25 protein-coding genes are annotated in these 25745 nt (G+C 73.8%); 10 read left to right on the top strand and 15 right to left on the bottom strand.

Annotated features, from left to right (window positions below; all coding sequences use genetic code 11):
- Positions 1–29 precede the first annotated feature (29 nt).
- Positions 30–1061, top strand: coding sequence for a methyltransferase (locus JHAT_RS07995; RefSeq protein ID WP_077797349.1), 1032 nt, complete (start codon positions 30–32; stop codon positions 1059–1061).
- A gap of 81 nt (positions 1062–1142) precedes the next feature.
- Here the strand turns inward: JHAT_RS07995 and JHAT_RS08000 are convergent, their stop codons facing one another.
- The 4 genes from JHAT_RS08000 to JHAT_RS08015 form a co-directional block, all read right to left on the bottom strand.
- The gene (locus tag JHAT_RS08000; RefSeq protein ID WP_077797350.1) at positions 1143–2303 is read right to left on the bottom strand and encodes a SchA/CurD-like domain-containing protein; all 1161 of its coding nucleotides are present in this window, start codon (positions 2301–2303) and stop codon (positions 1143–1145) included.
- 147 nt (positions 2304–2450) lie between these two features.
- Positions 2451–3173 (bottom strand): class F sortase, encoded by a 723-nt coding sequence (locus JHAT_RS08005; RefSeq protein WP_171990793.1) that lies wholly within the window; start codon positions 3171–3173, stop codon positions 2451–2453.
- Positions 3174–3279: 106 nt separating this feature from the next.
- The gene (locus JHAT_RS08010) at positions 3280–3987 is read right to left on the bottom strand and encodes a hypothetical protein (protein ID WP_077797352.1); all 708 of its coding nucleotides are present in this window, start codon (positions 3985–3987) and stop codon (positions 3280–3282) included.
- Between the two features lie 402 nt (positions 3988–4389).
- Positions 4390–6285, bottom strand: a complete 1896-nt coding sequence (locus tag JHAT_RS08015) for a SpoIIE family protein phosphatase (protein WP_171990794.1) — start codon at positions 6283–6285, stop codon at positions 4390–4392.
- A 166-nt stretch (positions 6286–6451) separates the two neighbouring features.
- On the opposite strand from JHAT_RS08015, the gene JHAT_RS08020 reads away from it, so the two are divergent.
- Positions 6452–7003 carry a GNAT family N-acetyltransferase gene (locus JHAT_RS08020; RefSeq protein WP_077797354.1) on the top strand — a complete coding sequence of 184 codons (552 nt, stop codon included), beginning with the start codon at positions 6452–6454 and terminating at the stop codon, positions 7001–7003.
- A 62-nt stretch (positions 7004–7065) separates the two neighbouring features.
- Here the strand turns inward: JHAT_RS08020 and JHAT_RS08025 are convergent, their stop codons facing one another.
- From JHAT_RS08025 to JHAT_RS08035, 3 genes are all read right to left on the bottom strand, one after another.
- Entirely contained in the window at positions 7066–7506 is a 441-nt protein-coding gene (locus JHAT_RS08025) for an ATP-binding protein (protein WP_077797355.1), read from the bottom strand.
- Positions 7507–8055: 549 nt separating this feature from the next.
- Positions 8056–9696 carry a phosphoglucomutase (alpha-D-glucose-1,6-bisphosphate-dependent) gene (pgm, locus tag JHAT_RS08030; RefSeq protein WP_077797356.1) on the bottom strand — a complete coding sequence of 547 codons (1641 nt, stop codon included), beginning with the start codon at positions 9694–9696 and terminating at the stop codon, positions 8056–8058.
- A 236-nt stretch (positions 9697–9932) separates the two neighbouring features.
- Positions 9933–10361, bottom strand: coding sequence for a hypothetical protein (locus tag JHAT_RS08035; protein WP_077797357.1), 429 nt, complete (start codon positions 10359–10361; stop codon positions 9933–9935).
- A gap of 155 nt (positions 10362–10516) precedes the next feature.
- Between JHAT_RS08035 and JHAT_RS08040 the strand changes: the two genes are divergently transcribed.
- The gene (locus tag JHAT_RS08040) at positions 10517–11257 is read left to right on the top strand and encodes an SDR family oxidoreductase (protein WP_077797358.1); all 741 of its coding nucleotides are present in this window, start codon (positions 10517–10519) and stop codon (positions 11255–11257) included.
- 101 nt (positions 11258–11358) lie between these two features.
- Here JHAT_RS08040 and JHAT_RS08045 read toward each other — a convergent pair whose 3' ends face one another.
- Complete coding sequence (locus JHAT_RS08045) at positions 11359–12297, bottom strand: LysR family transcriptional regulator (RefSeq protein WP_077797359.1); 939 nt, start codon at positions 12295–12297, stop codon at positions 11359–11361.
- A 94-nt stretch (positions 12298–12391) separates the two neighbouring features.
- Between JHAT_RS08045 and mdlC the strand changes: the two genes are divergently transcribed.
- The 3 genes from mdlC to JHAT_RS08060 all read left to right on the top strand — a co-directional run bounded on the left by mdlC (position 12392) and on the right by JHAT_RS08060 (position 16824).
- Positions 12392–13972, top strand: coding sequence for a benzoylformate decarboxylase (gene mdlC / locus JHAT_RS08050; RefSeq protein WP_077797360.1), 1581 nt, complete (start codon positions 12392–12394; stop codon positions 13970–13972).
- Between the two features lie 82 nt (positions 13973–14054).
- Entirely contained in the window at positions 14055–15509 is a 1455-nt protein-coding gene (locus tag JHAT_RS08055) for a benzaldehyde dehydrogenase (protein ID WP_077797361.1), read from the top strand.
- 61 nt (positions 15510–15570) lie between these two features.
- Entirely contained in the window at positions 15571–16824 is a 1254-nt protein-coding gene (locus tag JHAT_RS08060; RefSeq protein WP_077797362.1) for an aromatic acid/H+ symport family MFS transporter, read from the top strand.
- Between the two features lie 87 nt (positions 16825–16911).
- Here the strand turns inward: JHAT_RS08060 and JHAT_RS08065 are convergent, their stop codons facing one another.
- Positions 16912–17664, bottom strand: coding sequence for a PepSY domain-containing protein (locus JHAT_RS08065; RefSeq protein WP_077797363.1), 753 nt, complete (start codon positions 17662–17664; stop codon positions 16912–16914).
- A gap of 78 nt (positions 17665–17742) precedes the next feature.
- Complete coding sequence (locus JHAT_RS08070; protein ID WP_077797364.1) at positions 17743–18732, bottom strand: LysR family transcriptional regulator; 990 nt, start codon at positions 18730–18732, stop codon at positions 17743–17745.
- Positions 18733–18927: 195 nt separating this feature from the next.
- On the opposite strand from JHAT_RS08070, the gene snpA reads away from it, so the two are divergent.
- Positions 18928–19611 carry a snapalysin gene (snpA, locus tag JHAT_RS08075; protein WP_077797365.1) on the top strand — a complete coding sequence of 228 codons (684 nt, stop codon included), beginning with the start codon at positions 18928–18930 and terminating at the stop codon, positions 19609–19611.
- A 141-nt stretch (positions 19612–19752) separates the two neighbouring features.
- Positions 19753–20013 carry a hypothetical protein gene (locus JHAT_RS08080; RefSeq protein WP_077797366.1) on the top strand — a complete coding sequence of 87 codons (261 nt, stop codon included), beginning with the start codon at positions 19753–19755 and terminating at the stop codon, positions 20011–20013.
- Positions 20014–20083: 70 nt separating this feature from the next.
- On the opposite strand, the gene JHAT_RS08085 is transcribed toward JHAT_RS08080, so the two are convergent.
- The gene (locus JHAT_RS08085; protein ID WP_375603554.1) at positions 20084–20707 is read right to left on the bottom strand and encodes an adenosylcobinamide amidohydrolase; all 624 of its coding nucleotides are present in this window, start codon (positions 20705–20707) and stop codon (positions 20084–20086) included.
- A 308-nt stretch (positions 20708–21015) separates the two neighbouring features.
- On the opposite strand from JHAT_RS08085, the gene JHAT_RS08090 reads away from it, so the two are divergent.
- Positions 21016–21366 (top strand): hypothetical protein, encoded by a 351-nt coding sequence (locus tag JHAT_RS08090; RefSeq protein ID WP_077797368.1) that lies wholly within the window; start codon positions 21016–21018, stop codon positions 21364–21366.
- Positions 21367–21452: 86 nt separating this feature from the next.
- Here JHAT_RS08090 and JHAT_RS08095 read toward each other — a convergent pair whose 3' ends face one another.
- Together JHAT_RS08095 and nsrR are read right to left on the bottom strand one after the other, a co-directional pair.
- Positions 21453–22649: a globin domain-containing protein gene (locus JHAT_RS08095; RefSeq protein ID WP_077797369.1), complete on the bottom strand. Its 1197-nt coding sequence runs from the start codon at positions 22647–22649 to the stop codon at positions 21453–21455.
- A gap of 72 nt (positions 22650–22721) precedes the next feature.
- Positions 22722–23168 carry a nitric oxide-sensing transcriptional repressor NsrR gene (nsrR, locus tag JHAT_RS08100; RefSeq protein WP_077797370.1) on the bottom strand — a complete coding sequence of 149 codons (447 nt, stop codon included), beginning with the start codon at positions 23166–23168 and terminating at the stop codon, positions 22722–22724.
- A 149-nt stretch (positions 23169–23317) separates the two neighbouring features.
- Between nsrR and JHAT_RS08105 the strand changes: the two genes are divergently transcribed.
- Positions 23318–23749 (top strand): hypothetical protein, encoded by a 432-nt coding sequence (locus JHAT_RS08105; protein ID WP_077797371.1) that lies wholly within the window; start codon positions 23318–23320, stop codon positions 23747–23749.
- Between the two features lie 12 nt (positions 23750–23761).
- On the opposite strand, the gene JHAT_RS08110 is transcribed toward JHAT_RS08105, so the two are convergent.
- Together JHAT_RS08110 and JHAT_RS08115 are read right to left on the bottom strand one after the other, a co-directional pair.
- Positions 23762–24445: an ABC transporter ATP-binding protein gene (locus JHAT_RS08110; protein ID WP_077797372.1), complete on the bottom strand. Its 684-nt coding sequence runs from the start codon at positions 24443–24445 to the stop codon at positions 23762–23764.
- A complete protein-coding gene (locus JHAT_RS08115) occupies positions 24442–25527 on the bottom strand; it encodes an ABC transporter permease (protein WP_077797373.1) in 1086 nt (361 codons plus the stop codon). Before JHAT_RS08115 ends, JHAT_RS08110 begins: the two co-directional genes overlap by 4 nt.
- Between the last annotated feature and the right edge of the window lie 218 nt (positions 25528–25745).

Below are 25745 nucleotides of genomic sequence, written 5' to 3' on the forward strand. Positions count from 1 at the left end.
GTGGACCGAAGAAGGAAGGAAAGCGGCACATGACGACCGTACAGACCGCCCCTCCCCCGCCGATGCGGCTGAGGGAGCTCGCGTTCGGGGCGGCATGCGCCGCCGCCCTGCGCGCGGCCGCACGCCTCGGCGTCGCCGACGCCCTCGGCGAGAACCCCATGGCCGTGGAGGACCTCGCGGCCGCCGTGAAGACCGAACCCCGGCCGCTGCGCCGGCTGTTGCGCGCCCTGACGTGCTACGGCGTCTTCGCCGAGCACGAGGACGGGACGTTCGCCCACACCGGCATGTCCCGGCTGCTGCGCGAGGACGACCCGCACAGCCTGCGCTCCATCACCCTGTGGTGCACCGAGCCGTGGACCTGGGACGCGTGGCCCCGGCTGGACGAGGCCGTGCGGACCGGCCGCAACGTCGTCGAGGACCTGTACGGCAAGGAGTTCTTCACCTACCTCAACGAGGACGCACCCGAGTCGGCCGAGGTCTTCAACCGCGCCATGACGACGTCCAGCCGGCAGTCCGCCGAGGACGTCGCGGCCCTCCTCGACCTGTCGGGGAGCAGGTCGGTCGCCGACATCGGTGGCGGGCAGGGCCACGTGGTGGCGAGTCTGCTGGAGAAGTACCCGTCGATGCAGGGCGTCCTGCTCGACCTCCCGCGCGTCGTCGAGAACGCCGACCCCCGGCTGCGCGCGGGGGGAGCGCTCGCGGACCGCGTGCGCATCGTGCCGGGCGACTGCCGCGAGGCCATTCCCGTCCAGGCCGACGTGTACATCATCAAGAACATCCTGGAGTGGGACGACGACAGCACCGCCCGCGCCCTGCGCAACGTCATGGAGGCGGGCGGCCCCGGGGCCCGGGTCGTGGTCATCGAGAACCTCGTCGACGACACGCCCTCGATGCGGTTCAGCACCGCCATGGACCTGCTGCTGCTGCTCAACGTCGGCGGCGCCAAGCACACCACCGACAGCATGGTCGGCCGGCTGACCGACGCGGGCCTCGTCATCGACGACATCCGCCCGGTCAACCCCTACCTGCACGCGTTCGACTGCACCGTGCCCGCCCGGTAGGCCGGCTGCAGGACCCGGTACAACGGCCGTCGGACCGCGAACGTCGCGGTCCGGCGGCCGGTTCCGTGTCCCGGTGCCGGCTCAGGCGCCGGGCGAGCGCCGGTCGGTGACGGGGACCATGCGGGCACCCCGGAGGGCTCGGGCGAGGTCGTCGCCGCCTTCCCCGGCGGCGGCCTCCGTGGCGGCGGGACCGTCGAGGAGCGTCGTGAGTTCGGCCGCCTGGCTGGCGTCGGGCAGGCCGAGGGCGATCGCCGGGTCGCAGGCGTCGAGACCGCCGCGTACGTCGATCAGCCGGACCACGACGTCGTCGCGCTGGAAGATGGTGCTGCACAGGACCGGGCTGCGCGGGTCGTCCGCCGCCGCCTCGTCCCGCTGGGCCAGCAGCCGGGCCAGCCGCATGCCGCACCCCGGGCGGGCCGGGTACGACAGCGCGTGCCGTTCCGCCTCCGGTTCCTCCTGCCCCGCCGTCACGTGGTGGACGGCCGGCAGCGCGGCGCGGGTGTAGAAGACCCGGGCCGACTCGGGATCGCTCAGGTCCCGGTCCTGCTCCAGGTACGGGTTGATGGCCTCCTCGACGGCCCGCACCTCCGGCTGCTGGGCCACGTGCCGCAGCGCCGCGAGCAGGTCGCCCCGCACCTCGATGGCCCGCACCACGCGGTTGCCGTGCATGAACAGGGAGGTGCGCAGCAGTCGGGTGTTGACGTCGACCTGCGGCTCGGGGGCGGCGTAGTCGGCGAGGAGCTTCGCGACGGCCTCCTCGCTGCCCGGCTCGACCGTGAAGGTGAGCGCGTGGCGGATCACGCCGTCACCCACCCGGGGCGACGTCTGGAGGCTGCCCCTGCCGGTCCCGGCGTCCACGGCGGGGGCACCGGTCTCGCGGACGACGTGGAAGCGGAGCGACCTGGTGTCCCGGACGCAGCTGTGCAGCGGTTTCACCATCCGCACGTGCTCCTCGCTGCTCACCCAGTCGAGGAACGGCGGAGCGCTCTCCCACTCGCTGGTGATGAGCCACTGGGACGGGTTCTCGATGGACTGGCACAGCTGTTCACTGACGTGTCCGGGTACGGACTCGACGTGGCTGCGCAACTGCTCGTACGTCTCGAGGAACTGCTGCTGGGCTCCGTCGTTGACGTCCACCAGCAGGACGACACGAAGCCTGGAGCCGTCGAACACGGACTGGGAGACACGGTGCGACATCTGTCGCGTCAGCGGTTCAGAAGCAGGGGTGGACATGGTGGTCATCCTGCGCACAACTCCTTCGCGGGGGGCGGTACCGGACGTCGGCCGCGGTGATGCGACGTCGGCGCCTCGATCCTGTGCCCGCCCCCGGGAGCGCGCGAGTCGTATGAACTACGCGGGTGACCGGTGCGGGCGGAGGTCCGGGTGGCCTCAGACGAGGTGCGCGAAGACCACCAGGTTGTCCGTGTAGTCCTTGACCTTGCGGTCGTAGTCACCGGCACAGGTGATGAGCCGTACCTCCGGACGGTCCGCGTCGCCGTACACGCGGCTGCTGGGGAAGGCGTCCTTGGCGAAGGTCTCCAGGCTGTCGACGACGAAGGACGCCGTGCGCCCGTCGGCCCGTTCGACGTGGAAGACGTCCCCCTCGTCCAGTTGGTCGAGGCGGGCGAAGACGGCCGCGGACGTCTTGGTGTCGACGTGTCCGGCGATGATCGAGGTGCCGGTCTCGCCGGGGGAGACGCCCTTGGCGTACCAGCCGACGAGGTTGGTGTCGTTCGCGGGCGGAGGCTGGAGCTGCCTGTTCTCACCGATGGCGAGATCGGTGAAGGGGGCGTCGACGGAGATCTCCGGGATCAGCAGGCGCACCGGCCTCGACCGGGGCAGGGCCGCCGTGCGGTCCGCGCCGGTCGGGTCCGCGGTCGGCGGGTCCTCGGCGGGCGGGTCGGCGGCGGCCGTCGGCCCGCCGACCGCCGGGGCCGACGCCCCGGCCCCCGGGGCGAGCGGCGGACGGGAGGAGTCGGCCGACGTGTCGTTACCGCCGAGCAGGCTCATCGCCAGGACCAGGAGGGCGACGGCGCACAGCACCATCAGGCCCCCGCGGGAGCCGGAGGCGGTCGGTGCGTCACCGGCGGGAGAAGAAGGGGGTACTGCCATCGGAAAACACCTCACTAGGCACGGCAGCGGGGCGGGAACGGGCGGCGAGCCGGGCCGCCACGCGGTGCGCGGGTGGCGGCCCGACTGCTATCACGCCCGGCATGGCTCAGGCCGCTCCGTGAGACTTCCTGCGGCGCGCGGCGTACAGGCCCGCGGCGGCCACGCCCAGGACGGCCAGCCCGCCCGCGGTCGCGCCCGGCTGGGCCAGCCCGCCGCCGCCGGTGTGCATCCCGCCGCGGGGCTTCTCCTCCTCGCCGCCGCGCCAGGACCGCTCACCGCCGTTGTCGCCGGAGCCGCCCCAGTCGCCCTCGTTCGCCACGGTCAGCGCACCGCCACCCGTGTGCATCCCGCCGCGGGGCCGGTCCTGCTCGTCGCCACCGCGCGACCGCTCACCGCCGTCGTCACCGGAGCCGCCGCGCGACCGCTCACCGCCGTCGTCGCCGGAGCCGCCCCAGTCGCCCTCGTTCACCATGGCCAGTGCACCGCCACCCGTGTGCATCCCGCCGCGCGGCTCGTCGTGCTTGCCGCCACCGCGCGACCGCTCACCGCCGTCGTCACCGGAGCCACCGCGCGACCGCTCACCGCCGTCGTCGCCGGAACCGCCCCAGTCGCCCTCGTTCACCGAGGTCAGCGCACCGCCACCCGTGTGCATCCCGCCTCGCGGCTCGTCGTGCTTGCTTCCGTTGCCCTGCTCCTTGCTGTAGGAAGAGTCGTCGTGGTCCCAGTCACCACCGGCCGCGTAGGCGCCGGGGGCACCGAGGACGAGGACGGTCGAAGCCGCCGCTGTGGCCAGGAGAGTGCGAGCAGATCGCATCTGAGTTTCCTTCCGCCATGACCGGGCAGCTGGTGCTTCGTCAGCTGATGTGACCCGGCCCTGACGTGATTTACCGTCAGCCAACCGTCGCGCTTCCACCACTCAAGGCGCTCACCCGGGTGAACCCCGCCGGCCGGGGACATGCGGACGGCGGACACGAGGGCTTCCCTCCTGCCACCGTCCACCGCTGGATGGGCGGCGGGTACGGCCGGACGTCTTTGACCGTCAACTTCCTTGCCCGGAAAGGCTTTCCGGCATGGATTCGATGACCGCGCGCATGGCGCGCCGGAACACACGCCACACCTGGTGGATCGTCATCGGCCGGCTCCTGTCCGTGGCGCCGCGTCAGGTGGCCTCGGCCGTCCACCAGCCCGCCGACCGCGTCCCCGGCCTCACAAGGCCCTAGCCCTCCGGGTCGTCGTGGGTCGGGTCGGTGACCTCGGGGTGCTCGCGGCGGGAGCCGGGGGCGGCGCGGTCGGGTGCGGCCTCGCTGTGCGGGGACTGGGGTGGTGGGGGCGGTGCCGTGTCCTCGGCGGCGCCGACGCCCGCGGCGGGCAGGCGCAGCGCGAGCAGGGCCACGTCGTCGCCGCGGGGCGCGATGCGGGCCAGCAGCTCGTCGCAGAAGTCGTCGACGGTCCGCTCCCCCAGCCGGCGGGCCAGGACACCTGCGTGGTGGCGGAGCTTGGCCATGCCGAGGTCGATCGGGCGCTCACGGCTTTCGACCAGGCCGTCGGTGTAGAGCAGGAGGATGCTCTCCGGCGGGAGTTCCTCGCGGGCGTCGGGCCATTCCAGGCCGAGGCGCAGGGCCTCGCTCATGCCGATCAGCGGGCCGTGGCCGCCCTCCAGGTAGCGGGTCCCGCCGTCCGACGTGATCAGCAGGGGTGGCGGATGACCGGCGTTGACCCAGTGGAGCCGCCAGGGTCCGCCCTCGGGGCCCTCGACGCGGGCGAAGACGAGCGTGGCCATGGGGGCGTCACTGGTGTGGGTGACGGCCTCGTCGAGACGGTGCATGATCACGCTGGGCGGCTCCTGGTGGTCCCAGGCCAGGGCCCGGAGCATGTTGCGCACCTCCGCCATGTGGGCGGCGGCCTGCAGGTCGTGCCCGACGACGTCCCCGATGACCAGGGCCATCACCCCGTCGGCGAGCAGGAAGGCGTCGTACCAGTCGCCGCCGATCTCCATGGCGCTCTCGGCGGGCCAGTAGCGGGCGGCCATGCGGACGTGGTCGACCTGTGGGAGGGGGGTGAGCAGCTGGCGTTGCATGGTCTCGGCGACGTTCTGCTGCTCGTGGTAGAGGCGGGCGTTGTCCATGACCAGTCCGACGCGGCGGCCGATGTCGGCGAGCAGGGCGATCTCGGCCGCGGTGTGGGCGGGCGCGTTCCCGGCGCGGGCCACGGTCAGGATTCCGTAGGACCGCTGCCGGGTGCGGAGGGGGACGACGACGGCGGTGTGGCCGCCCAGCTGTTCGAACAGCGCGCGGTGGGTGGCCGCGAGCGGGGCCCGCGGGTCGTGCAGCAGGTCCTCGGCGGTCAGGACGACGGGACGGTCGCCGTTGACCAGCCGTGCCAGCGCCGCACGTGACGGGTCCGGCAGCGGGGTCAGCGGCCCTCGCAGGCGCCGGGCCCGGTGCGGGTGGGTGCTGCTGCGGACGGCGAGCCGTTCCAGGGCGTCCTGCTGTCCCGGGTGGACGTCGACGGCGGCCCACTGGCCGAGTTCCGGCACCAGCAGCCGCAGGAGACGGCGGATGGTGACGGAGATGTGTTCGGTGGGGACCAGCACCGTCGAGATCTCGGCCACCAGGTGCAGCTGGGCGGTGAGGGTCTCCAGGGCCGCGGTGCGTGCCTGCGCCTCCTCGGCGGCGCTGCGGTGCAGGCTGAAGTCGTGGAAGACGAGCACCAGACCTTCCCGACGGCCGTTCACGACCAGGGGGGTGGTCGCCCAGATGATCGGCACCGTGCTGCCGTCGGAACGCCGGAAGTACTCCTCGCCGCCCTCCTCGGCGAGCGCTCCGCGCAGGGGGTCGCGCAGCGCGCACCGGTTCCGGGGGACGGGGCTGCCGTCGGCGTACCGGTGCAGCAGGTCGTGCGCGTCCTGCCCGATCATCTCCGCCGCCGACCGCCCCAGCATCTGCTCGGCCCACGGGTTCACCGAAGTGATGCGGCCGGATGGGTCGAGGGTGAGGACACCGGCGCCGAGGTGGCGGAGGACGGCGCGGGCGAAGCCGGGCTCCAGGACACCGTCCGCCCCGTCGTGTCCTGGTTCGTCGCCCTCCCGGTGGCCCGCCCAGCGTGGCGTCACGACCCTCACAGCCTTCCGATGCCGTCCACCCCGCCAGGTTCCCCCGCAGGGCGCGGACGAACCGCCCCGAAGGCGGCCGGTGGGGGGGCACCACCCGGGGGCGGACAGCAGGCGGGCGCGCCGTAATCCGGTCGCCGCGCCGGCGCGGCCCCCCTAGGGTGGCGTGATGTCCGAGCTGCGTACCGATCGTCTCGTCCTGCGCGGGTGGCGGAGGTCCGACCTGGCCCCGTGGGCGGCCATGAACGCCGATCCCGTGGTCCGCGCGTACTTCCCCGGGGTGCTCACCAGGGAGCAGAGCGAGGCGTCCGCGGCCGGTTTCCAGGCCGATCTCGAGCGGCGGGGCTGGGGATGGTGGGCGGTGGAGGTCGCGGCCACCGGAGAGTTCATCGGGTTCACGGGGCTCGATCCGGTCGAGGACGGCATGCCGTTCACCGGGATCGAGGCCGGCTGGCGGCTGGCCCGTCCCGCCTGGGGGTACGGCTACGCCACCGAGGCCGCCCGTGCCGCGACGGCCTTCGCCTTCGAGGAGCTGGGGCTGGAGGAGGTCCTCGCGATCACGGCGGCCGGCAATCGCCGTTCGCGGGCCGTGATGCGCCGCCTGGGCATGACCCGCGACCCGGCCGACGACTTCGACGACCCGGGCGTGCCCGAGGGGCCCCTGCGCCGGAGCGTGCTGTACCGGCTCCCGCGCCCCGGCGGGCGGCCCGCCGGAGGGTGACGGAGGGCGTTCCGGGCCGGCCCGTTCTGGTCCGTTCGGCCCCTCGTTCCCGGGCCGGCTCCTCACGCGTCGGCGAGCCGCACGACGGCCGTCGTGCGCTTGCCGACCGCTTCCCTGTGCACCTCGAACGTCTGGCAGACGGCCCTGACTATCTCCAGCCCGTGCCGGCCGATCCGTCCGGGATCCGAGGCCGCGGGCACGGGCAGCACCGGGTCGCTGTCCCACACGGACACCTCCACCCGGTCCTCGGCCAGCTCCAGGTCGACCAGGGACGGTCCGGGCGCGTACTTGCAGGCGTTCGTCAGCAGCTCGCTGACCACGAGCTGCACCACGTCCACCGCCCGGTCGGACACCTCGGTCCCGTGGGCCGCGCGCGAACGCGCCAGGAGCCCCCGGGCCAGCTCGCGGCCCCGGGCGATGTCACCGGGAATGCCCTCGTACTCCGCCGAGACCCTGACCGGCGTCCTTGCGAGCCGGTCCCCGTGGTGGGCAGCCCCGTTCATCCGATCCGCCCCCTTCCTGAGTCTCGACCGTCACGCCAGCCCGTCTACCCCCGATCCCCGGGAAACATCAGGCACGGTCGTCGTTCGAGCGCCGCGGCGCCGTCCGGACCGGTGGGACGGTCCAGGGCCCGGGAGGCCGGCGAACCGGTCCGGGCCCACCCGTGGTCGTCGGGTTCCCGGCGGGTGCCGATGCGTCCGCCGACCGGTACCCGGCCCGCCACGAGGCCCCGCCGCCGCTCTGGGGTTCGGCCCTCGGCGCGGACGGGGGGTGGCCGACGGACCGGCGCGTGCCCGATCGTGTGACCACGACGGTCGGGCCGGGCGGTCACCAAGGCGGTCCGCCAACGGACTTGGGGGTGTCCGCCGGTGCACGACGGGACGGGATCCGCACGCAAGGCCGACCGGGGCAGGGAGCGGCCGGGGTGCCCGGCCGGCCGCGCGTCGGCGTCCAGGAGGCGATCGGCGGCTACGAGATCCGCGGACTGACCGTGGCGCTCGCCCGGGCCGGCCGGGAGTGACCGGCCGGCCCGGGGAGCACCGGCGTGGGCGTCAGCCGCTCAGGGCTCCGAGGACGACGGACTTGGCCTCCTCCTGCACCTGCCGGAGGTGGTCGGCGCCGAGGAACGACTCGCCGTAGATCTTGTAGACGTCCTCGGTGCCCGAGGGACGGGCGGCGAACCAGGCGTTCTCCGTGGTCACCTTGATGCCGCCGATGGCCGCGCCGTTGCCCGGCGCCTCGGTGAGCACGGCGGTGACCGGTTCGCCGGCGAGGGTGTCGGCGGTGACCTGGGCCGGGGACAGCTCGGCCAGGCGGGCCTTCTCCTCGCGGGTCGCGGGGGCGTCGATGCGGGCGTAGGCGGGCTCGCCGAAGCGGGCGGTGAGGGCGGCGTAGTGCTCGGACGGGGTCCTGCCGGTGACGGCGATGATCTCGGAGGCGAGCAGGGCCAGGATGATGCCGTCCTTGTCCGTGGTCCACACGGAACCGTCCCGGCGCAGGAAGGAGGCGCCGGCGGACTCCTCGCCGCCGAAGCCGAGCGTGCCGCCGACCAGTCCGTCCACGAACCACTTGAACCCGACGGGCACCTCGACCAGCCGCCTGCCGAGGTCGGCCGCGACCCGGTCGATCATGCCGGAGGACACCAGCGTCTTGCCCACGCCCGCGTCGGCGGGCCACTCGGTGCGGTGGGCGTACAGGTAGGCGATGGCGGTGGCCAGGTAGTGGTTGGGGTTCATCAGACCGGCGTCGGGGGTGACGATGCCGTGCCGGTCGGCGTCGGCGTCGTTGCCGGTGGCGACGGCGAAGCGGTCGCGCTGCTCGATGAGGGAGGCCATCGCGTGCGGCGACGAGCAGTCCATGCGGATCCTGCCGTCCCAGTCCAGCGTCATGAACCGCCAGGTGGGGTCGGTCAGCGGATTGACCACGGTCAGGTCGAGACGGTGCTGCTCGGCGATCCGTCCCCAGTACGCGACCGAGGCGCCGCCCAGCGGGTCGGCGCCGATGCGCACCCCGGCGGCCCGGATCGCGTCGAGGTCCAGGACGCTCGGCAGGTCGGAGACGTACCGGTCGAGGAAGTCGTAGCGGCCGGTGCCGGGCGCGGCGAGCGCCCGGGCGTAGGGGACGCGCCGGACGTCCTTCAGGCCGGCCGCGATGATCTCGTTGGCCCGGTCCTGGATCCAGGAGGTCGCGTCCGAGCCCGCGGGGCCGCCGTTCGGCGGGTTGTACTTGAACCCCCCGTCGGCCGGCGGGTTGTGCGAGGGGGTCACGACCACGCCGTCGGCGAGACCGGAGGTGCGGCCCCGGTTGTGGGTGAGGATGGCGTGGGAGACGGCCGGGGTGGGGGTGTAGCCGTCCGCGGTGTCGATGAGGACGGTGACGTCGTTGGCCGCGAACACCTCCAGTGCGGTGGTCCTCGCCGGCTCGGACAGCGCGTGGGTGTCGGCGCCGAGGAAGAGCGGGCCGGTCGTGCCCCGGGCCTCGCGGTACTCGCAGATGGCCTGGCTGGTGGCGGCGATGTGGTCCTCGTTGAAGGCCGCCGCGAGGGACGATCCGCGATGTCCGGACGTGCCGAAGGCCACGCGCTGCGCGGGCTCGGCGGGGTCCGGGCGCAGGGCGTAGTAGGACGTCACCAGCCTGGCGACGTCGATCAGGTCCTCGGGGCCGGCCGGCTTGCCGGCTCTCTCGTGCTGCATGCGCCCATTCCTCCGCATCGGTCGGACATTCGCTCGATGTATCCATCTTCCCCCGAACGGGGAGCGCGAACGGACCTCGGCGCACGTCATGACCGTGCGGGTGGCGGACGGCGGCGCCCGGCCGACCGTGTCCCCGCCTTCCGCCGGGACACGCCGGCCGTGGCGCCCGGCGCCGGCAGGGGCGCGGCCGGCCCCGCGGGCGGACCCGCCACGGCGGCTTCGCCGGGCGGCGGGCGTCAGATGCGGCCGCCGGTGAGCCGGGTGAGGGGGCCGTGCGTGTGGCGTCCCGCGCGGCGTCCCATCGCGTACGAGGCGGCGCTCAGCGCGGTCAGGCCGGCGCCCACGCCGGCCGCGACGAGCCGGCGCTGGGAGATGACCGTCCATGCCGTCCTCGCCGTGGTGGCGACATGGCCCGAGGTGGTGATGACGGCCTGGCGGCCGGCCTCGACGCCCTTGGCGGCCGTCTGCATCGCCCCGGTCGCGGCCTGTGCCGAACGTCCGGCTCCGTCCTTGGCCGCTGACCCCGCGTCAGCGGCCTTCCCCGCGGCCGTCTTTGCGGCGCGCGAGGCGGGAGCGGCCGCCCGGTCCGCGGCACCGCGCGCCTTGGACCCGGCCGTCCGGGTGGTGTCGGGCTTCTGGTTCGTGTCCTGGTTCGGATCGCTCATGGACTCCGCTTTGCCTGTCACTCCGGCGGCAAACACGCGTCGCGCCCGGCCGTCACGGACCCGGACGCCGCCTTGTCCTGTCGCTGTGCGCCTCGGTGCGCCGGGGCCGGCGAACGCCGTCGCCCCTCGGGAAACGGAACGAGACGGAGAGAACGATGAGGATCGTGGTCATCGGCGGTACGGGGCTGATCGGAACGCAGGTGGTGCGCCTTCTCGGCGACGGCGGACACGAGGCCGTGACCGCCTCGCCCAGCACGGGCGTCGACACGCTCACCGGCCGGGGGCTGGGCGAGGCGTTGCGGGGCGCGGACGTCGTCGTGGACGTGACCAACTCCCCCTCCTTCGAGGAGGACGTCGCCCGGGACTTCTTCGTCCGGTCGACGCGGAACCAGGTCGCCGCCGGGAGGGAGACGGGAGTCCGCCACCACGTGGCCCTGTCGATCATCGGCATCGACCGGCTGCCCGGGATCGGTTACTACCGGGCGAAGGTCGCCCAGGAGGAGGTCCTGCGCGAGGGCGGTGTGCCGTACAGCGTCGTGCGGGCCGCCCAGTTCTTCGAGTTCGTCGGCCCGGTCATGGACATGGGCACCGAGGGCACGGAGGTGCACCTGCCCTCGACGCAACTGCGTCCGATCGCCTCCGCCGACGTCGCGCGCGCGGTGGCCGACGCGGCGCAGGGCGGTCCGCTGCTGGGCTTCCGCGAGATCGCCGGCCCCGAGATCCACCGGCTCGACCGGCTCGGCGCGATCACCCTCGCGGCCCGTCCGGACGGCCGCTCGGTCGTCACCGACGAGGACGCGGGCCTCTTCGCCGGTGTCCCGGACGGCGTCCTGACCGGGGGCGACACCGTGGAGACGGCCGCGACGCGGTACGAGGAGTGGCTGAAGCAGAGCTGATCGGGGCGGCGGCGCCCCGACGCCGGCGAGGACGAACTCCCCGCCGAGGTCGCCCCGTTCGGCAAGGTGGGCCGCAAGGCGTGAGGCCCGGGCGCCGACGGCTACGCCGGTGCCGCGGTCGGCGGGAGCTGGGCGGGACTGACCTGCTCGCCCAGCACCTGGGCCATGAACCGCACGAGCCACCGCTGCGCCGGGCTGCGCGAGGACTCGTGCCGCGCGTACAGGGCGATCTCGATCGGCTCGGTCTCGAAGGGCAGCCGCACCAGGCGCACCCGGTGGGAGGCGGTGAAGACCTCCCCGACGTACTCGGGGACGATGGCGATCAGGTCGGTCTGCTCCAGCAGGTAGGGCAGCATCGAGAAGCGGGTGGCGTCCACGGCCACCCGCTCCAGCAGCCCGTGCGCGGCCAGCACCGCCCGGGGCGTGACGTGCCCGCTCGGCCCGAAGACCGTCGCGTGGTGTTCGGCCGCGAGGTCCGCCAGGGTGACCTCGTCGCCCCGTACCCGCGGATGGTCGGCGGCGACCATCAGGACGTAGCGCTCCCGGAAGAGCGGGATGCGCGCGGTCAGGTGCGAGGTGATCACCGGGGTGGCCACGAACACGTCGAGGTCGCCGCGGCGCAGTTGCCCCTCGGAGTCCTCCACGTCGAACGGCCGCACGGTGAACGACACCCCCGGTGCCCGCTCGCGGGCCGCGGCGAGGAGCCTCGGCAGGAGGGTGGCCTCGCCGAGGTCCGACAGGGCGATGGTGAAGCGGCCCGCCATGGTGACGGGATCGAAGGTGTCGGCCTGCCGGACCGTCCCGTCGATGTCCGCGAGGGCACGCTGCAGCGGCTCGTACAGCCGGCGGGCGCCGGCCGTGGGTGTCAGGCCGCGCCCGTTGCGGCGGAACAGCTCGTCGTCGAAGTGCCGCCGCAGCTTGCCCAGGCTGTAGCTGACGGTGGGCTGCGTGACGTGGAGCGTCTCCGCGGTGGCCGTGACGCTGCCGGTCTCGTACAGCAGGACGAAGACCCGGGCCAGGTTGAGATCGAAGGTGCCCATATCGAAGGACTCTATATCGCGCTGCCGAAACATCTATTGGTGCCCATGTCGCGGTGTGCCTAGCGTGTCGGACGTCACTTCGAAAGGAACGTCCGTGTCATCCGTGCGTCGTGTCTGCCACGAGTTCCTGGAGCGCCAGGGCCTCACCACCGTCTTCGGCAATCCCGGCTCCAACGAGCTGCCCTTCCTCGCCGGTCTGCCCGAGGGCTTCCGCTACGTCCTCGGTCTGCACGAGGGTGCCGTCGTCGGCATGGCCGACGGGTACGCCCAGGCGACCGGCCGTCCGGTACTGGTCAACCTGCACGCCGCCTCCGGCTCCGGCAACGCGATGGGCGCCCTGACGAACGCCGTGGCCTCCCGCACCCCGCTCGTGGTCGTCGCCGGCCAGCAGGTGCGGCCCGCCGTCGGGCCCGAGGCCAACCTGGCCAGCGTCGACGCCCCGGCCCTGATGAAGCCGCTGGTCGGCTGGGCGGCCGAGCCGGCGTGCGCCGAGGACGTGCCGCGGGCTCTCGCCCAGGCCGTCTTCGAGGCGCGGCTCCAGCGGCGGCCGACGTACCTGTCCGTTCCCTACGACGACTGGGCCGCCGAGGCCGGCGACAACAGCCTGGCCGTCCTCGACCGGCGGGTGCTGCGGGCCTCCGTGCCCGACGGGGAGCAGAGCCGCTGGCTCACCGAGCGGGTCACCGCCGCCCGGCGGCCCGCGCTGGTGCTGGGCGGGGACATCGACTCCGCGGGCCTGTTCGACGACGCCGTCCGGCTGGCCGAGCGCCTGGGCGGGCCGGTGTGGGCGGCCCCGTCGCAGTTCCGGCTGCCGTTCCCGAACCGGCACCCGCTGTTCCGGGGCGTGCTGCCCGCCGGGATCGCGCCGATCTCGCAGGCGTTCGAGGGCCACGACCTGGTGCTCGTGCTGGGCGCCCCGGTGTTCCGCTACCACGAGTACCTGCCCGGCCGGTACCTGCCGGAGGGCACCCGGCTCGTCCAGGTGACCGAGGACGCCTCGGCCGCCGCGCGGGCTCCGATGGGCGAGGCGCTGGTGGCCGACCCGGGGGCGGTCATCGACCTGCTCCTGAAGGCCCTGGAGGCTCCCGCCGAGCCGGCCGGTCCCCACCGGCCGGTGCCCGAGCCGCTCACCGCCGAGGGATCGGCGCTCCACCCCGAGCAGGTCTTCGCCGCGCTGCGCGACGAACTGCCCGAGGACACCGCGTACGTCGTCGAGTCGACCTCGACCAACGCCGCGTGGTGGCGCCAGATGGACCTGCGCCGTCCCGGCTCCTACTACTTCCCGGCGGCCGGCGGCCTCGGCTTCGGACTGCCCGGCGCGGTGGGCGTCGCCATGGGGCAGCCCGGCCGCCCGGTCGTCGGCGTCGTCGGCGACGGCTCGGCCAACTACGGCATCACCGCCCTGTGGACGGCCGCCCAGCACCGGGTCCCGCTGACCGTCGTACTGCTGCGCAACGGCACGTACGGGGCGCTGCGGTGGTTCGGCGGCCTGCTCGGTGTGCCGGACGCTCCCGGACTGGACATCCCCGGGCTGGACTTCACCCGCATCGCGGAGGGCTACGGGGTGCGCGCCCGGCACGTCGGCGGCGTGGAGGAGTTGCGCGCCGCGCTCGCCGAGCGGTCCGACGGTCCGCGGCTGATCCAGGTGGACACGGCGCTCACCACGCCGTCCTGATCCGTACCGGACGCAACGACCCGCCGGGCGCGCGGAGCCGCCGAGGCGCCCGGCACCGAAGATCCCGACGAAGGGGAGAACGATGACATTCCTGGACAGCGACGTCTGGGGCGGGAAGTTCTTCAGCGACGGCTGGCAGAACGCCCCCGCCGAGCAGCCGGTCGTCGAACCGGCCACCGGCGACCGGCTGGGCACGGTGGGCCTGGCCACGGCCGAGGACGCGGGGCGCGCCGCGGCCCGGGCCGCACGGGCCCAGCGCGAGTGGGCGGCGGTCTCCCCGCAGCAGCGGGCCGCCGTCCTGCGCCGGGCGGGTAAGCTGTTCACCGAGCACGCCGCCGAGGTGGAGGACTGGCTGGTGCGCGAGGCCGGCTCGGTGCGGTCCAAGGCCGGCTTCGAGGTGGGGCTCGCGATCGGCGAGTGCTTCGAGTGCGCGGGCCTGCCGACGCATCCGCAGGGCGAGGTGCTCACCTCCGAGGAGGCCCGCTGGTCGTTCGCCCGCCGCCGTCCGGCCGGTGTCGTCAGCGTGATCGCGCCCTTCAACTTCCCGCTCATCCTCGGCCTGCGCTCGGTGGCCCCCGCCCTCGCCCTCGGCAACGCGGTGCTGCTGAAGCCGGATCCGCGCACCGCGGTGAGCGGCGGTGTCGTCATCGCCCGGATCCTCGAGGAGGCCGGGCTCCCCGCCGGTGTCCTCCACCTGCTGCCGGGCGACGGCTCGGTCGGCCAGGCGGTCGTCGAGGCCCCCGAGGTCCGGGTCGTCTCCTTCACCGGCTCGACCCCGGTGGGCCGGGCGATCGGCGAGCAGGCCGGCCGGCTGCTGAAGCGGGCCCACCTGGAGCTGGGCGGCAACAACGCGCTGGTCGTGCTGCCCGGTGCGGACGTGCACAGGGCGGCCTCGGCGGGGGCGTTCGGCTCCTACCTGCACCAGGGCCAGATCTGCATGACGACCGGCCGGCACATCGTCCACGAGTCGCTGGTGGAGGAGTACACCGCCGTGCTCGCCGCGAAGGCCGAGGCGCTCGCCGTCGGCGACCCGGCGCGCGAGGACGTGGCGCTCGGCCCGATCATCGACCGCCGTCAGCTGGAGCGGGTGCACGGCATCGTCACCGACTCCGTCGCGGCGGGCGCGAAGGTCGCCGCGGGCGGCGAGATCGTCGGCGCCTGCTACCGCGCCACCGTGCTCTCCGGTCTCACCACCGACATGCCCGCCTGGCGCGAGGAGATCTTCGGCCCCGTCGCCCCCGTCATCTCCTTCTCCACGCTGGAGGAGGCCGCGCGGATCGTCGACGACTGCGAGTACGGGCTGTCCGTCGGCATCCTCGGCGACGTCGGCACGGCGATGAAGCTCGCCGACCGGATCGACTCCGGCAAGATCCACATCAACGAGCAGACCGTGGGCGACGAACCCAACGCCCCCTTCGGCGGGGTCAAGGCCTCGGGCACCGGCTCCCGTTTCGGGGGCGCCGCGGCCAACGTCGAGGCGTTCACCGAGACCCAGTGGGTCACGGTCCGTCCGGACATCGCCGACTACCCGTTCTGAGCCGGCTCCCCGCTCCTCCCCGTCCGCCCGCCCACTCCCGTCCCCTGGGGGGAATGTCACCATGGCCTCCGCCACCACGTCCGACGCGCCGGCCCGCACCGGCGCCACCGGGAACAGCAGATGGACCGTGCTCCTGTGCTGGATCACCGTTCTACTCGAGGGCTACGACCTCGTCGTCCTCGGCGCCATCATCCCCACCCTGCTCAAGACCCACCACCTCGGCATGACCGCGGGTGACGCGACCACCGTCGCGACGCTCTCGCTCGTCGGCGTGGCCATCGGCGCGGTCTGCGTCGGCCCGCTCGCCGACCGGCTGGGGCGCCGTCGCCTGCTCATCGGCTCGGTGGTGGTCTTCTCGGTCTTCACCCTCGTGGTGCCGCTGGCGAACTCCGTGACGATGTTCGCCGCGCTCCGTCTCGCCGCCGGTCTGGGCCTCGGCGCCTGCATGCCGGTCTCGCTGACGATGATGGCCGAGCACATGCCGGCCGGCCGCCGGGCCCGGGCCAGCACCCTGACGATGACCGGATACCACACCGGCGCCGTCATCACCTCGCTGCTGGCCCTTCAGGTCACCGACGACTGGAAGATCCTCTTCTACGTGCTCGGCGTCGTCGGCCTCGTCGTCGCCGCCGTCCAGTGGTTCAAGCTGCCGGAGTCGGAGGCCTTCGTGCGGGCCCGGCGGGACGGGGCCGCGCGGGTGCCGTTCACGGAGCTGCTGAAGCCGGCCTACCTGCGCGCGGGCATCGGCATCTGGGTCGCCTCGTTCATGGGACTGCTGCTGGTCTACGGCCTCAACACGTGGCTGCCGAAGCTGATGAACGACGCCGGCTACCCCGTCCCCACGGCCGTCACCCAGCTCCTCGTGCTCAACGTCGGCGGCGTCGTCGGCCTGGTCCTCGGCGGGTGGGTCGCCGACCGGCGGGGCATCAAGGTCACCACGATGGGCTGGTTCGCGGTGTCGGTGCTCATGCTGGCCTGCCTGAGCGTCAAGATGGACAGCGACCTGCTGCTCAACGCGGTCGTCTTCCTCACCGGCGTGTTCGTCTTCTCCGCGCAGGTCCTCGTCTACGCCTACGTGACGAACTTCTATCCGGCCTCCGTGCGTGGCACGGCGCTCGGCTCGGCGTCCGGCATCGGCCGGATCGGTTCGATCGTCGGCCCGTCGATCACCGGCGCCCTGGTCTCCTCGGGGATCGGCCACCCGTGGGGCTTCTACTTCTTCGCCGCGGTCGCGGTCTGCGGCTTCCTGGCCGTGCTGACCCTGCCGGGCCGGATGCGGGGCGAGGGGGGACAGGCCGTCGAGGCCGCCGCCTGACACCGGACGGCACGAGGAACGGCACGGAAAAAGGGAGCAGCCGGGCGGTACGGCCCGCTGCTCCCGGAGTGCTCGTCGGGCCGGTGCTCAGTCGCTGTCGACGTGCTGGCCCAGGATCTTGCCGTTCGTGGCGTCGACGTCGAGGGTCGTCTTGTTCCAGTTGTCGGTGTTCACGACGTCGACGGCCCACATGACCTGCTGGTCGTCGTTCTCGTCGAGTTCGACACCGGTGACGGTGCCCTTGGTCGTGTCCATGGCCGCCTGCACCGCCTGCTGCGGGGTCTGGGTGGCCTTCTTCAGCCGGTCGGCCATCTCCTTCTTGTCGTCGGCGTCCTGGTCGGCATCGGCCTGGGTGTGGAAGAACTTGCCGCTGACCGCGTCGATGTCGACACGGTGCACGGTGCCGTCGGAGGTGGCGACCTTGGCCTCCCACTCGGGGGCGCCCTGGCTGGGGGCGGGGTTCGGGGTGCTCGGCATCGGCGAGCCCGTGGACGAGGTCGCCTCGGTCGAGGTCTTCTTCAGTTCGAGGTCGACGAGCTTGCTGCCGGACACCTCCTTGACGGCGGTGTCGGCGGCCTTGTCCCAGGTCACCTTGGCCATCGTGACCAGGGTCCTGCGCTCGGCCTGGTCCTCGTTCATCGAGGCCGAGGGAGAGGCGGAGGAAGGGGAGGCGGATTCGGAGACGGAGGCGGAACCGGAGGGGGATCCGGTCGGTGCCGCCTCGGCGACACTCGAGCGTGTCGTATCGGCGTTGGTACAGGCCGTCATCAGCAGGACGGAGCTGCCGAGGGCGCACGTCACGGCCATCGAACGCAGGGGAAGTCGTCGCACAGAGCTCATGCCCCTCTCCGTAACCGTTTGGCCCTGTTGTCATACCGGTTCGCGAGAGAAAGCACCCGAATGGGCGGATAGTCCGTTTCAGCGGACGGGGACGAACTCCGCCCGGTCGGTGCCCGCGCCGGTCACCGGTGAGCACGGGGCCACGGCGTGCGGCCGGCGGCCCTCCAGCCACTCCCGGTACGCGGAGGACTGGCGGGCCACCTCCCAGTACGCCTCCTCCAGCGCGGGGTAGACCGCGTCCAGTTCGGCCCGGGTGCGCGCGGCCAGCAGCAGGCGCACGCCGAGGGGGTCTCCGTGCAGGCGCCGTACCGCCGTGTCGGGGCGGGACTGGGAGCTGGGCTGGCAGACGGTGACGACCTCGCCGGTCGCGACGAGGGACGCGGCGGTGTGGTAGTCGCCGTGCAGGACGCGCGGGTCGAGGCCGACGGCGCGCAGCATGCGGTGCACGCCGTCCCACTCGCCGTCGACGGTGGGGTCGACCATCCACCGGTCGTCGGCGAGGTCGGTGAGGTGGACGACGGGGCGGGCCGCCGCCGGATGGTCGGCGGGCAGCATGACGAACTGCGGTTCGCGCTCGATCAGGACCCGCAGCCGCAGGCCCTCGGGGACGTGCAGCGGACAGCCCTCCACCTCGTGCACGAAGGCGACGTCGAGCTGGCCGTCGCAGACCCTGCGCAGCAGGGCGTTGGCGGAGACGTCCATCTGGAGCGTCGGTTCCAGGCCGGGGCGTCTGAGCCGGCGCAGCCAGCCGGCGAGGGCACGGCTCGCGGTGGAGCCGACGCGCAGCCGGCTGTCGCCGCCGGCCGCGGCGGCGCGGGCCTCGCGGACGAGGGTGCGCATGTCGGCCAGCAGCGGGCGGGCCCGGCCGAGGACGGTGCGGCCGAGCGGGGTGGGGCGGCAGCCGCTGCGTTCCCGGACGAACAGCTGCCCGCCCAGGGCCTGTTCGATGCGGCTCAACTGGGTGCTCAACGTGGGCTGGGCGACGCCGAGTTGACGTGCCGCCCGGTGCAGGCTGCCGGCGTCGGCTATGGCGCACAGCGCGCGAAGATGCCTCACCTCGAGCTCCATGCAGGGAGCGTAGAGCGGAACAGTTGGTTGCGCCAGGTGAACAAAACGCGGCGGAACAGGGCGAGTTCAGCACTCCCGTCGAACCTGGGTGATAGCCCGGTCCTATCGCCTGTTGCCATCATCACAGCGGACTCATGGGCGCCTCACACTCACCGGTGACGACTTCTCCCCACTCCCCCACGCAAGGAGTCATCGATGCGCATCACCCTGCCCCTGCTGTCCACCGCGGTCGGCCTCGGCCTGACCGCCGCCGTGCTCGGCACCGGCCCGGCCGTGACGGCCGCCGCTCCCCAGCCCCAGGCCCCCGTGGCCCGGGCCGGTTACCAGCCCTCGGCCGGCTCGGCCGAGGACGCCCGCGCCAACCAGGCGTTCTTCGAGGCGGTCGTCAGGTCCGTCGCCGAGAAGCGGGCGGCCAACCCGTCCTCGACAGCCGCCGTCACCGTGTACTACAGCACGAGAAACGCGCCCAGCTTCCGCACCCAGATATCCCGCAGCGCCCAGATCTGGAACAGCTCGGTGTCCAACGTGCGCCTCGCGGAGAGCAGTTCCGGCGCCGACTTCTCGTACTACGAGGGCAACGACTCACGCGGCTCGTACGCCTCCACCGACGGGCACGGCAGCGGCTACATCTTCCTCGACTACACGCAGAACCGGCAGTACGACTCCACCCGTGTGACCGCGCACGAGACGGGGCACGTGCTCGGTCTGCCCGACCACTACTCGGGTCCGTGCAGCGAGCTGATGTCGGGCGGCGGCCCCGGCCCGTCCTGCACCAACCCGTACCCCAACGCCACCGAGCGCAGCCGGGTGAACCAGCTGTGGGCGTACGGGTTCGCGGCCGCCCTGGACAAGGCGCTGGAGAAGAGCGGGCAGCGCTGAGCGGTACGTAGCGGTACGTGAGGACAGTTGTGGGGACGGCCCGCCCGGGCCGTCCCCACGCACGTGCGCCCGGACCGCTTGCGGGACTTCCGAGGGGGTACCCGACGCCCACTGGTGAGCACTCCAGCGAAGGAGCCCCACGTGGACGACCGGAAGGCACCCGCCGACGGCGGTCTCGGCGATCTGGAACCCGGCACGCGGCAGCGCGCGCAGTTGCGTGTCCGCGTGGCCGACATCTCGTGGACGGCGTTGTGCGTGGTGCTCGCGCTGTGGGCCGTCTGGAGCGCCGTGGGGGTGGCCCGGGGTGCGACGGCGTGGGCGTACTGCGCCGTGGCCTGGGTGCTGCTGGCCGCGGCGCTGGCCCTGCGCGCGGCGGCGATCCGGCGCAGGACCTCCCTGTGACCGCCCGGGCCGGCCGTCGGCCGCGGAAGTGAGCTGCGGCCGGGGGGACTTGGGCCCGGGGCGCGGCAGCTCAGCCGTGTGCGGCGGCGGGCAGCGCGTCCAGCACGGCGCGGTGCACGGCCCGCGCCAGCCGGGCGCCCCACTCGGAGCGGGGGCCGGCGAAGGCGTGGACCTCCGTGCCGGGACGCGGCGCGCGGGCGGCGACGCACACGGCGTCGGTGGGGGTTCCGGAGCAGTCGAGGCCCGCTTCGACCAGTGCCTGCACCTTGGCCTCGGTCGCCGTGATGACCGCGTTGACCAGGGCGGCGTCGCTCAGGACCACCGGCAGGGCGGCGAGGATGTTGATGGTGCCCGGCCCGGGCGCCCCCGCGCCGTCCTCCCGCGGTGCCGCCGCCCACCCGCGCACGGAGACGCCCGCGGTGACGACGGCTTCCGCGCCGCCGTCCCGCGCGCGGCCGGGGTCGCGGACGTCGGCGGCGGTCATCAGACCCATGCCCCGGCCCTCGGCTCCGACGGCGCGGGCCAGGTCGGCGAGGTGCCGGGCGGGGTCGGTGCGTCGGTAGCCGTGCGCCACCTGGGCGTTGAGGACCCATGCGCAGTCGGCGATACCGCCGCCGAGCACGGCGCTGCCGGCCATCCGCCAGCCCGGCCCGGGGCGCCACAGCAGGGCGTGCAGCCGTTCGCCGTCCTCCACGCGGGCCAGACGCTCCAGGTCCAGCAGACGGGGCCCGGTTCGGGGGAGGGGAGGAGGGCGGGCACCGGTCGGGGCTCCTTGCCGGTTCGGGGACGGACCGGACGATGGTACGCGGCGAAGGCGCGAAGGCCCGCCGGGCCCTTGGGGGAACGGGTTCGCCCCCGCCCCGTCGGCACCCGGTGCCGCGGTACGGGGACGCCGGGGCCGCGCCGTTCACGGCGTCGCCGTCGCCGCGCATTGCGGACCGGGTCCGGGACACTTTCACTGAAGGCACTTCGCCGTCAGGCGTCAGATCGGAGGCCACCACGATGCTGTCCCACACCCTGGAGCACGGAGTCCTCGTCATCACGGTGGATCAGGATCCGGGAGTCGACGGGCGGGCCGCGCTGTCCACGCACATCAGCCATCTCGTCGACGCCCATCGGCCGGCCCCGGTCGTCATCGTGCTGACCGAGAAGGCCTCCAGTGGTGCCGCGGTCAGTGCCGTGCTCCGGGCCCATCAGTGGTGCGGTCGCCTCGGTGTCCTGATGAGCGTGGTCACCCACAGCGCCCCGGTCCGGCGGCTGCTGGAGGACAACGCCGACACGTCCGGTCCCCGCCTGGTCGTGCACGCCCGGATCGACACGGCCATCACCACCGCCTTCACCGCAGCGGCCTAACGCCGTGTCGGAAGGCGCGCGGCGACGGCGGGGTCCGGCCGGCGGCACCGGGTGCCGCCGGCCGGTGCACGGTTCCGGCGCCGGTTCTACTGCTGTCCGAGCCAGAGGTCGGGGCCGAAGACCTCGTAGTGGACGGCCTCGGCGGGCACTCCGCGGCGCAGCAGGTCGCCGCGGACGGCGCGCATGAAGGGCACCGGGCCGCACAGGTAGACCGTGAGCCCCTCGGGCAGGTCCAGGACGTCGACGTCGACGAGTCCGGCCGACGCCCGGGGCGCCTGGTCGCCGGGCTCCTCGTACCAGAGGTGGAGCCGGGCGTCCGGGAGCGCGCCTATCAGGTCGAGCTGCTCCTGCCGGTGGGCGTGGTCGGCGGGGGTGCGGTCGGCGTGGACGACGGTGACCGGACGGCTGCTGCCGGTGGCGGCCAGGTGGTCCAGCATGGCCAGCATGGGGGTGACGCCGATTCCGGCGGAGACCAGCAGCAGCGGGCCGTCGCCCTCGGTCAGCGCGAGGTCGCCGAACGGCTCGGAGACGGTGAGCACATCACCCTCGCGCGCGGTGGCGTGGAGCCAGGACGAGACCTCGCCGTCCGGCCGGCCGCCGCCCTGGACGCGCTTGACGGTGATCCGCCGGTCGGACCGGCCGGGTGCGGCGGACAGGCTGTACTGGCGGATCTGGTGCGAGCCGTCGGGCAGTTCGGACCGGACGCTGACGTACTGGCCCGGGCGGAACGGCCGCACGGGGCGGTCGTCGGCCGGCCGCAGCACGAAGGAGACGGCGTCGGGGCTCTCCTCGCGCCGCTCGACGATCTCCGTGCGGCGCCAGACCTGCCCCTCGGCGACCTCGGCCTCCTGGTAGAGGCGGGCCTCGACGGCGATGAGCGCGTTGGCCATCAGCCAGTAGACCTCGTCCCAGGCGGCGGCGACCTCCGGGGTGACGGCGTCGCCGAGGACCTCCGCGATCGCCGCGAACAGGTGATGGTGGACGATCTTGTACTGGTCGGAGGTGACGCCGAGGGAGGCGTGCTTGTGCGCGATCCGGGAGAGCATCGCGTCGGGGCGGGCGTCGGGACGCTCCAGCAGCATGCCGGCGAACGCCGCGATGGACCCGGCCAGGGCCTTCTGCTGCTCTCCGTTGGCCTGGTTGCCCCGGTTGAACAGGTCCCTCAGCAGCTCGGGGTGGGCGTCGAACAGCTTGCGGTAGAACAGCTCGGTGATGTCACCGATGGCCGCTCCGACCGCGGGGAGGGTGGCCCGGACCACGGGAACGGACTGTTCGGAGAGCACAGCGACTCCTTGATCGGCAGATGATTTTCGTGTTTTGAGTCACAGGCCGGCACGTGCCGCGCCGCCCGCCCGTCAGCCGGGTGGACGAGCCGTCAGACCGACCAGGACCGGACCGGTCGGCGAGGCCACCAGGTCGGTGACGGTCAGCGGGTCGAGCGCGCCGTAGAACGCCTCCTGGGCGGCGCGCAGGGCGCCCCGCAGCCGGCAGGCACCGCGCAGCGGGCACGGCGTGTCGCCCTCGCAGGCGACGACCTCGCCGTCGCCCTCCAGTTCCCGGACCAGCCAGCCGACCGAGGCGTGCCGCCCCAGGTCGGTCAGCGTCAGTCCGCCGCCGCGGCCGCGCCTGGCCTCCACCACACCGAGGTGCTGGAGGCGGGTGATGGCCTTCGCGGCGTGCGTGTACGGCACGCCGACGGCCTCGGCCACCTCGCGGGTGGCGAGGGGGTCGTCGCCGTCCTTCAGGACCGCCAGTCGCATCACGGAACGCAGCGCCAGGTCGGTGAACTTCGTCAGCCGCACACCCGGACCCTAACAAATACGCATGTTAGATTCGCCTTTACCTGCGGTCGGGGACCTGTGGAGTGCGTCACTCGACGGGGCCGCGCCGGGACGGCCGCCCAACGGGGCGGCGGGCGACCGCGGTGGGACACGGCGGACGGTGACATCCGATGACAGCGGAAGACGGCGGCTCCTGCGCCCCGGTCGAGGAGGCTCCTCTCCCCCGGGTCCTGTGCGACACCGCGGAGCTCCTGGCCCGTGCCGAGGACGCGGGGGGCGGCGCCCTGTGGCGGCTCGCCGAACCGGGACGGCAGCTGGACGCCAACGTCGTCCGCGTCCCCGCGTCCGGACGGGTCGGCACGCACACCGAGCCCGACCTCGACGTCCTGCTGCTCGTCCTCGACGGGGCGGCCACCCTCGTCTGCGCCGACGGCGACCGCCCGCTGCGGCCGGGGCTGCTGACCTGGCTGCCGCACGGTTCGACGCGCGCCGTCCAGGCCGGGCCCGACGGGGTGACGTATCTGACGGTCCACCGGCGCCGGCCCGGCATGCGGATCCAGCCGCCCGGTGCCGCCGACCGGCTCCGTCCCGGCGGCGCCTGAACGGCGGCCCGGTCAGCGGGCCGGCACGGACACGCTCAGGTGTCCGTCCCTCATCTCGGCGACACGGTCGGCCGCGGCCAGATGGGCGTGGTCGTGGGTGACCAGCACGGTGGCCGTGTCCCGCTCGCGGGTGAGGCGGGTGATCAGGCCGACGACGGCGGCGCCCCGCTCGTGGTCGAGGGCGCTGGTGGGCTCGTCGACCAGCAGCACCCCGGGGTCGTTCATCAGGGCGCGGGCGATGTTGACGCGCTGGCGCTGGCCGCCGGAGAGCTGGTGGGGGCGGCGGTCGGCCCGGTCCGCGAGGCCGACGGCGCCGAGCAGGTCCAGCGCGCGCTCCCGGGCGGCGCGGGGGCTGCGGCCGTCGATGTGGGCCATGGCCTGGAGCTGCTCGGCCGCGGTGAGGGACGGCAGGAGGTTGGGCTGCTGGAAGACGATCCCGATGCGGCGCCGGCGCAGGTCGGCCAGCTCGCCGCGGCTCATCCCACCGGTGTCGGCGCCGTCGACGGCGACCGAGCCGGCATCAGGGGTGATGAGGGTCGCGGCGACGGCCAGCAGGCTGGACTTGCCCGATCCGGAGGGGCCGACGACGGCGGTGAGGCTGCCGCGCGGCACCTCCAGGGTGACGCGGTCCAGGGCGGTGAGACGGCCGTCGCCGTCGGGGTAGGTCAGGGTGATGCCGGTCAGGTGCAGGCTCATCGGGCGCTCCCCAGGGCGGTCAGCGGATCGACGGACGTGATGCGGCGGACGGCGAGCGCCGCGCCGAGCCCGCCGAGCAGGATCATCACGGCGGCCGGGACGAGGACGGTGGCGGGTGCCAGGACGAACGGCACCGAGCCGGAGACCGCGGCGCCGACCGCGACGGCGGCGGCGGTGCCGGCGAGGGTGCCGCCGGCCAGCAGGACGACGGCCTGGCCGAGCGCGTCGCGCAGCAGCCCGGCGGTGGAGGCGCCCAGGGCCTTCAGGACGGCGGTGTCGCCGCTGCGCTGGATGGTCCACACGGTGAAGAAGGCTCCGACGACCAGGGCGGAGATGACGAACAGGAAGCCGCGCATCAGTTGCAGGGAGCCGTTCTCGGAAGAATAGGAGCCGATCGCGGACAGGGATTCGTCCTTGGTGACGGTCACGGTGCCCGCCGCCCGGTCCGTGGCCGCGAGGTCGGCGCCGGGGCCGGTGTCCAGGGCGATCACCGTCGCGACGGGCCCGTCCGCGGCGCCGGCGGGCGGGGCGACCGCCTGCCAGGTCCGCAGGCTCGTCCACACCACCGGGGTGTGGCTGAAGGAGGCGTCGCCCTCGGTCGCGGCCACGGTCAGCCGCCGGCCGGCGACGGTGACGGTGCCGCCCGCCCGGACGCCGAGTTCGTCGGCGACGGCGACGGACAGCACCGCCGTACGGTCGTCGATCCGGTCGCCGCCGGGCGCGAGCGGGGAGCCGGGCCGGACGCCGAAGACGGACACGCCGGTGCTCCGGTCGCCCGCGCGGGCCCGGGTGGTGGTGATGCCGAGCGGCTCGGCGCCGCGGACACCGGGGGCGCCCGCCCACCGGCGCCACTGCGCCTCGGTGACGGCGGAGTCGGCGTACGACAGGTCCTGGCCGCCGCTCGGAGCGGCGAAGGCGATCCGGTCGGCGGGCAGGGACGCGACGGCGGAGACGTTCTCCCGGGCCAGGCCCTCGGTCAGTCCGGACAGCAGCCCGACCAGCAGGGTGATCAGTACGACGACGGTTCCCATCAGGGCGAACCGGCCCTTGGCGAACATCAGGTCTCTCGAGGCGACAAACACGTCTTCGCCCGGCCTTTCGAAGCGGCGTGGTGGAGGAAACAAGGGGGGTGTCGCCGCGGAATCGGCGACACCCCCACCGTCGTCGTCCGGGGCCGGTCGGGCATCGGTCCTGAGCGGGCACTTCGCGGGCCGAAGGATGCGGGCCGGCCTCTCACTTTCGGCAGATGCCCGGCCCGCCGGGAGGTCCGTAGGCTGGGACGATCGTGAACGCGCTGACT

It is taken from the genome of Streptomyces sp. JHA26, from assembly GCF_002005565.1.
Classification (GTDB): domain Bacteria; phylum Actinomycetota; class Actinomycetes; order Streptomycetales; family Streptomycetaceae; genus Streptomyces.